The sequence below is a fragment of the Bilifractor sp. HCP3S3_D3 genome, from assembly GCF_052063915.1.
In the GTDB taxonomy this organism is placed as follows: Bacteria; Bacillota; Clostridia; order Lachnospirales; family Lachnospiraceae; genus Bilifractor.
The window spans coordinates 40,986-48,103 of sequence record NZ_JBQHWP010000022.1 but is presented as its reverse complement, the minus strand read 5'-3'; the positions used below and the strand labels follow the sequence as shown (position 1 = coordinate 48,103).

Sequence of the window (7,118 nt, the reverse complement as noted above, 5' to 3'; positions counted from 1 at the left end):
AAAACGCAGACAGGATCGTCACGCGCGAAGCGTGTGTAAGAGACTGTATGCGATTTCGAAGGCAACAGGTATGAGCACGAAGTGACGCGCAAGCGGCACGGAAGTGCGAATGCCTGTAGGATTGCGAGAGTGCGAAGCACGGAGCAATCCGTAGCTTATACAGTTGTATCGTATAGGCGTTTGTTGTATAAGTCCAGTCGCAATGTTCTTGGCCCACAGGGAGCTTGCTCACTAGTGGGCAAGAACATTAGCGACGACAACCGGTATATTCTCTCTTATTCCAGTTCAAACGCTCCGGTATAGAGCTGGTAGTACGTTCCCCTCTGCTCGAGCAGCTGCTCGTGCGTTCCGCGCTCGATGATGTGGCCGTGATCCAGAACCATAATCGCGTCACTGTTCCGTACGGTGGAAAGTCTGTGTGCAATGACAAACACCGTCCTGCCCTTCATCAGATTATCCATTCCCTTCTGAACAAGCGCTTCTGTTCTGGTATCAATGGAGGAGGTCGCCTCGTCCAGAATCATGGCCGGCGGGTCGGCTACGGCGGCTCTCGCAATAGAAATCAGCTGTCTCTGTCCCTGTGAAAGCTGCGCCCCGTTTGCAGTGAGCATTGTATCATATCCATCCGGAAGTCTTGTGATGAAATCATCCGCGTTCGCCAGCTTTGCCGCCGCGATGCATTCTTCATCCGTGGCGTCCAGCCTTCCGTATCGAATATTTTCCATAACCGTGCCGGTGAACAAATTTACGTCCTGCAGGACGATTCCGAGAGAGTGTCGGAGATCCGGTTTACGGATTTTGTTGATGTTGATGCCGTCATACCGGATCTTGCCATCCGGAATATCATAGAAACGGTTGATCAGGTTCGTAATGGTTGTCTTACCGGCACCGGTTGCTCCTACAAACGCAATTTTCTGTCCCGGCTTCGCATAGAGCGATACATCATACAGCACCTGCTTCTCCGGCGTATATCCAAAATCCACATGCTCCAACTCAATATCACCCTTCAGCATGGTATAGGTCGTCGTACCATCCGCCTTGTGGAAATGCTTCCAGGCCCAGAGATCGGTCTTCTCCTTTGTCTCAACAAGGGAGCCGTCCTCTCCTTTTTTGCATCTGACAAGCGTCACATATCCGTCATCCTTTTCGGGTTCCTGATCAATCAGTTCAAACACACGGCCGGCGCCGGCGATACCCATGGCGATCATCGGCACCTGCATGGAAATCTGACCGATTGTCTGTGACAGCTGACGGGCCATGCCGAGATAGGAAATGATGATACCTGCCGTCATCAGTCCAAAACCGGAAAATCCGACGTTTGTGGCTCCCTCAAATACCATGATCGCGCCGACAAAGGCGATCAGCACATACATAAGGTTGCCCATATTGGACAAAATCGGCATCAGCACGTTTCCCGCCTTATTTGCCTCATTGCTGTCCTCAAAGAGCTGCTCGTTAATTTTCAGGAAATCCTTTTTGCTCTCCCCTTCATGACAGAAGACCTTAATTACCTTGGTTCCTTCCATCATTTCCTCAACAAATCCCTCTTCCTTTGCAAGTGAAATCTGCTGCCGCATCATGTATTTCGAAGAAGCGGCGGCATATTTCCGGGCCACTCGAAGCATCAGAACAATGGAAAGAGCTACCAGAAGCGACAGCCAGAAGCTATAGTACAGCATCATAAAGGCAATCGCAATAATGGTAAGAACCGATTGTGTAACCATCGGAAGGCTCTGTCCGATCAGCTGGCGGATGGCATCGGTATCATTCGTGTAGGTACTCATGATATCTCCATGCGCATGCGTGTCAAAATATTTGATTGGCAGAGACTGCATCTTATCAAACATATCATTCCGGAAGTTCATAAGCGTTCCCTGCGTCACTGTTGCCATGCTTCTCGTATAGAGAAAGGATGCGACAACTCCGGCACCGTAGATGACCGCCATCCCTATAACCGTACGGACAAGCTTTGGCCATACCGCAGTAAGTCCGGTCTTCATGCCCGGGGTGATGACATCATCAATCAGTCGCTGCAGAAAGAACGTAGCTCCGGTAGAAGAAACGCCCGCGATCACGATACAGATTATAACCAGAATCATTCTGGCCTTGTAATGGGAAAAAATATATCGAAACAGACGTCCGGCTGTTCCCTTTTTGACCGGTGTAATCTTTGCTTTTCCTCTCGGCATATCAGTTTTCCTCCTTTCTCATGGTCTGCGAATCAAAAATTTCTTTATATATTCCATTGGCTGCGATCAGCTGATCGTGACTGCCCTGCTCCACGATCCTTCCGCCGTCCAGCACAATAATGTTGTCACAATCCTGAACGGAAGAAATACGCTGCGCGATGATGATTCTTGTCGTATCCGGGATTTCCTCCCGGAAAGCCTTCCGGATCAGTGCATCGGTCTTTGTATCTACCGCGGATGTGGAATCATCCAGAATCAGAATCTTCGGTTTCTTCAGAAGCGCCCGCGCAATGCAGAGTCTCTGCTTCTGTCCGCCCGATACATTTGTACCGCCCTGTTCAATATAGGTATCATACTTCTGCGGGAACTGCTGAATAAACTCATCGGCCTGCGCAAGCCTGCAGGCATGGACAATTTCCTCATCCGTCGCGTTTTTATCGCCCCAGCGCATATTGTCCTTGATGGTACCTGAGAAGAGGACATTCTTCTGAAGCACAACCGCTACCTGATTGCGCAGCGCGTCCAGATCGTACTGACGCACATCCGTTCCGCCGACCTTCACCGCTCCTTCTGTCACATCATACAGTCTGGAAATCAGCTGAATTAATGTGGTCTTTGAAGAACCCGTGCCTCCGATGATTCCCAGAGAGGAACCAGAGGGGATCTGCAGATTTACGTCAGACAGCGCAAATCTCTTGCTCCTCTCGGAATATTTGAAGGATACATTTTCAAACACAACCGATCCGTCCGCAATTTCAGTCTTTCCGTTCTCCGGTGAGGTCAAGGTGCTCTGGTATTTCAGGACCTCAACGATTCGGTTGGCAGACTCCTGCGAGATAATAATCAGGACAAAAACCATGGAAAGCATCATCATGGAAATCAGGATCTGGATTCCATATGTGATCAGCGAAGATAACTGGCCCGTACTCAGGGACGATCCCTTTGTGGTAATGATTATCCGGGCTCCGATAAAGCTGACCAGCACCATTGTGAGACTGATGCTGAAGACCATCGTCGGATTGTTCCACGCAAGAACCTTTTCAGCGAAAGTGAAATCCCTGCAGACATCCTCGGATCTCTTATGGAACTTCTCTTTTTCGTAATCCTCCCGGACAAACGATTTTACCACTCGGATTCCGCCCACATTTTCCTGCACGGAATTGTTCATGGCATCATATTTCTTGAAGATTCTTACAAAAACCGGATGAATATACAAAACAATGCCAAACAGAACTAAAGCGAGGAAAGGTATGACCGCTATAAAAATCAGGGCCATCCGGACATTGATCGTAAGAGACATCACAATCGAAAAGATGATCATCAGAGGCGTCCGCACCGCGCCGCGAATTACCATCTGAAAGGCCGTCTGCACGTTTGTAACATCTGTCGTCATACGGGTTACAAGCGAAGCTGTGGAAAACCTGTCTACATCCGCAAAGGAAAACGACTGAATGTTAAAATAGATGTCCTGCCGAAGATTTTTCGCAAAACCGGCAGATCCTTTTGCCGCCTCGATGGCTGCTCTGCGTCCGCAGTACAGGGAAGCCATTGCCAGAATAATCAGGACAATACCGTCCTGAAACACAGGCGTCAGGGAAGCGCCCTTCATGTGGTCAATCAAAGAAGCCATCACCAGCGGGATGATACATTCCAGAATAACCTCGAAGGTAACAAACAGCGGTGAAAGCAGGGAGGGAGTCTTATACTCTCTCAGACTTTTCATTAATGTTTTTAGCACCTGTAAATCCTCTCTTTCTGTATGAATATCTATTGCGAACAGAGATTCCCTTCCCTCTTTATACAGATAATGAGATCTCTGTAATTTTTACTTATTGCTGTACCTTCTCTTATGCACGGCCCTCTTCCCAGTCCTGGACATTGCGGTACATCCTTCGAAGCAGTATTTCGGCCTGCCGAATTTCTTCCTCCGTCATACCCCGAAGCAAATGATCATCCACATCCAGATGCTGCCATCGCAGACTTACCTTATGCCTGTATGCTTTTTCTGCAAAAGATACGATTTTATTCCTATGGTCCTTTGTATCAATCGATATATTCACAAATCCATTCTTCTGCATTCTCGAGACCAATCCCACCACTGTAGGATGGGAAACCTCAAGGATCCGCTCCAGTTCTCTTTGCGCGACGCTGCCCCCATGTTCGCCAATCACATGGAGAACACGCGCCTGCGAAAGCGTCAGACCCCATTCCTCAAGATTTCGATCCGCGCTTGCTCTCAGCTGCTGGTTGATTTTCATTAACAGAAGCGGTATCACAGATTCCTGCCGCTCCTCCTCACCCGCCGGACGTCCTGAATCACAAGCTTCCTCCCTTCTCCTTTTCGGCAGTCTCTCTTCCGTTACTGTTGCTTCTCTTTTTTCCATCTTTGTATACCGTAATTTCTGATTTATATTTGTTATGCTTTCCATCCTATGATTGATAGGCCAGCATATCTGCGCACAAATGTAGCGTGCTACATTTATTGTGTAGCACGCTACATTTTAGTGATTAAGGAATCGATTGTAAAGACACATTTTGCATTTCATTCGCTAAATTTTGCAGTCCCATGTGAGTCTGAGAGAACTTCCTCCTTACCGGGTCAGGCACAGACAGATAACAGCACCCATCCCGTCTGGCGAAATCCTGCAAAACGTATCCTCTGCGGATTATTCCGTTTTTACACCTTGACTCTGGTTCCCCTGCTGTCCCGCTTCATCAGACGGATTTTATTCAGAGAGATTTTCTTTCCCCGGTATTCGATATCCAGCTCTTTATGTCCGGTCACGAGATAGCCTTCCTCCACCTCGTCTCCTGCCGTAAGCTTCATGGCGCGCACCCCGAGCGCTCCCTTTTTCTTCTCCGGAATCTCTGCCATGGAAATCCTGAGGAAATAGCCGTCCCTGCTCTGCAGGACGAGATAGTCCCCGGCATCCGCATAGGCGACAAACGCCGCCCGGTCCTTGTCGTCCGCCAGCTTTGTCGCGGCGATTGAACGCCTGGTGACGTTGAATTCATTTCCGTCGGTCACCTTCGCCATGCCTCCGGCAGTCACGAAAATCAGCTTCCTGCCGATGACCTCAGTCATGGGTGCCGCGAAAATAACCTGCTCGTTTTCCGTCGAATAGTTGCAGAGATTATCGATGGGCGTTCCCTTGTCGCGGAATTTCGTAAAAGGAAGATCCTTCACCTTTATCGTGTGCATCACACCCAGGTCGGTGAAGATGCAGATCTTATCCGTATTCATGCAGTGAAACAGATACCGGCTCTCCGCGTCCGCCGACTCCTTGTTCCGCTCGTAGACTGACACGTCAATCGTCCTTGCGTAGCCGAAACGGTCCATAAGGAACACCAGCTCGGTCTCCTCCTCTTCCGGTTCCTCCGCGACCACCGTCTCCGCATTCGTGATGAAGGTTCTTCTCGGACGGCCATATTCCTTTTTGATTGCGGCCAGATCATCGAGGATCACCTCCGCCATCGTATCGTAATCGTTCAGGATCTTGTCATAACGGGCGATTTTCTCCAGTGTCTCCTCATTTTCCTTATACAATGCCTCAAGCTCCAGACCGATCAGCTTTGCCAGGCGCATATCGAGAATAGCCTGCGCCTGCCGCTGGGTGAAGCAGAGCTGACTGGCCTGCTTCTCACTGTTCTTATGACGGAAGGTAATCCCTTCCGTCACACCCATGGTCAGACAATCCTTCGCCATCTTCTGGTTTTTACTGCCGCGCAGGATCTCAATGATCAGATCGATGACGTCAACCGCCTTGATCAGTCCCTCCTGGATCTCCTTCTTCTCCATCTCCTTCGCCAGGAGCTTCCGGTACTTCCGAGTCGACAGATCAAACTGGAAATCCACGAAGTGATCGAGGATCTGCTTCAATCCCAGCGTCTCCGGCTTCCCGCCTGCGACTGCGAGCATATTGACGCCGAACGTATCCTCCAGCCTGGTTTTCTTGTAGAGAAGGTTCTTGAGCCGTTCTACGTCCGCGCCTTTTCTAAGTTCCAGTACGATCCGGATGCCGTCCTTGGAGGACTGATTTGAAATGTCGGTAATTTCCGGTGCCTGCCGGCTCTCTACCAGATCCGCCACATCCATCAGGAATTTCCCGATGTTCGCTCCGATCATGGTGTAGGGAATTTCCGTGATGACGAGGAGCTGTTTCCCGTTCTTGCCCTTCTCCACCTCGACCTTCCCGCGAATTCTGATCTTGCCGGACCCCGTCTCATATATGGACGCCAGATCCTTCTGGTTCACGACAATTCCGCCGGTCGGAAAATCCGGTCCCTTGATGTATTTCATCAGCTGTGTGCTCGTGAGCTTATTGTTCCGGATATAGGCACGGGCCGCATCGATCACTTCTCCCAGATTATGTGGAGGTATGCTGGTCGCCATGCCGACGGCAATTCCGTCAGAGCCGTTGACCAGAATGTTCGGAATGCGGACCGGGAGCACCTCCGGCTCTTTTTCGGTCTCATCGAAGTTCGGAACAAAGCTTACCACATCCTTGTCGAGATCCTTCAGATAGACCTCCTGCGCAATCTTCGCAAGACGCGCCTCCGTGTAACGCATGGCAGCTGCTCCGTCTCCCTCAATGGAGCCGAAGTTTCCGTGGCCGTCCACCAGCACCTGCCCCTTTTTGAAATCCTGTGCCATCACGACGAGTGCATCATAGATGGAACTGTCGCCGTGCGGATGATACTTACCCATGGTATCGCCGACAATACGTGCGGATTTCCGGTAAGCCCTGTCATAGTAGGTCCCGAGCTCCATCATGTCGTACAGCACCCGCCTCTGCACCGGCTTCAGGCCGTCGCGGACATCAGGCAAGGCTCTGGCGATGATGACGCTCATCGCGTAGTCGATGTAGGATTTCTGCATCAACTCCGAATATTCGGTTCTGATAATTTCTTCCATTTAATGCTTCTCTC

The 7,118-nt window shown here is 50.2% G+C and carries 4 protein-coding genes; all 4 read right to left on the bottom strand.

Annotated elements, in window-relative coordinates:
• Positions 1-275: 275 nt before the first annotated feature.
• A complete protein-coding gene (locus ACTNDI_RS11980; protein WP_441101211.1) occupies positions 276-2,189 on the bottom strand; it encodes an ABC transporter ATP-binding protein in 1,914 nt (637 codons plus the stop codon).
• A gap of 1 nt (position 2,190) precedes the next feature.
• Entirely contained in the window at positions 2,191-3,927 is a 1,737-nt protein-coding gene (locus ACTNDI_RS11975; RefSeq protein WP_441101210.1) for an ABC transporter ATP-binding protein, read from the bottom strand.
• 109 nt (positions 3,928-4,036) lie between these two features.
• Positions 4,037-4,573: a MarR family winged helix-turn-helix transcriptional regulator gene (locus tag ACTNDI_RS11970; RefSeq protein WP_441101209.1), complete on the bottom strand. Its 537-nt coding sequence runs from the start codon at positions 4,571-4,573 to the stop codon at positions 4,037-4,039.
• A 293-nt stretch (positions 4,574-4,866) separates the two neighbouring features.
• Complete coding sequence (locus ACTNDI_RS11965) at positions 4,867-7,104, bottom strand: DNA gyrase/topoisomerase IV subunit A (RefSeq protein WP_441101208.1); 2,238 nt, start codon at positions 7,102-7,104, stop codon at positions 4,867-4,869.
• Positions 7,105-7,118 lie beyond the last annotated feature (14 nt).